At 41.4% G+C, this 664-nt stretch carries 1 protein-coding gene; it reads left to right on the top strand.

The window, feature by feature from the left end; translation table 11 throughout:
• Nucleotides 1-430, top strand: a 430-nt coding sequence (locus tag AC1DUW_RS31635) for a CapA family protein (RefSeq protein WP_477644552.1), incomplete at its 5' end; no start/stop codon positions are given.
• Nucleotides 431-664: the final 234 nt, after the last annotated feature.

The following is a 664-nucleotide window of genomic DNA, read 5'->3' as shown; positions in this document are numbered from 1 at the left end:
GGTCAGTCTGCATTTCGGCAAAGAGTATGAACGTTTGCCTAATGATGAGCAAAAGCAGCTTGCTCAAACGACAGCTAATGCAGGTGCTGATATTATTATTGGCCACCACCCACACGTTTTGCAGCCTGTTTCATGGCTTACAAAACCTAACGGCGAACGGGCATTTGTTGCTTATTCGCTTGGGAATTTCTTATCCGGCCAGCAGGGAGATTACAAAGACATCGGCGGTATTATGCAAATTGGCGTAAAGAAAATCCAAACCGGGGATGATGTGAAAATCGAACTGCAAAATCCCAAATTCCTGCCAACCTGGGTCAACCGGCCATATGAGATCATTCCAATGAAAGCCTTGAATGATCAGTCCGACAAATATAACGAAATCCAAAAACATATGAATCAATTCATGCCTGAACTGTCATTTGATTTTTAATGAAGGTACAGTCTTTGGACTTGGAAAAAACTAATTGTTTTACATAATGAAAAAGCCACCGGCTATGTAGCCGGTGGACCGCATATTCCTTCTAATAAGGTAAACACTATTCGCCATGTTCCAGCTAAACGGCTTGGACCAACAGACGAACACGACTCATTGACAAAGAACCTATTCCGCAAAACATATACGAAAAACTGTCATATGAGGTTATTTCTCTTATATCTAAAGTTG

This window comes from Peribacillus sp. P4_C12 (genome assembly GCF_056402095.1).
This window is presented reverse-complemented; position numbering and strand designations above follow the sequence as displayed.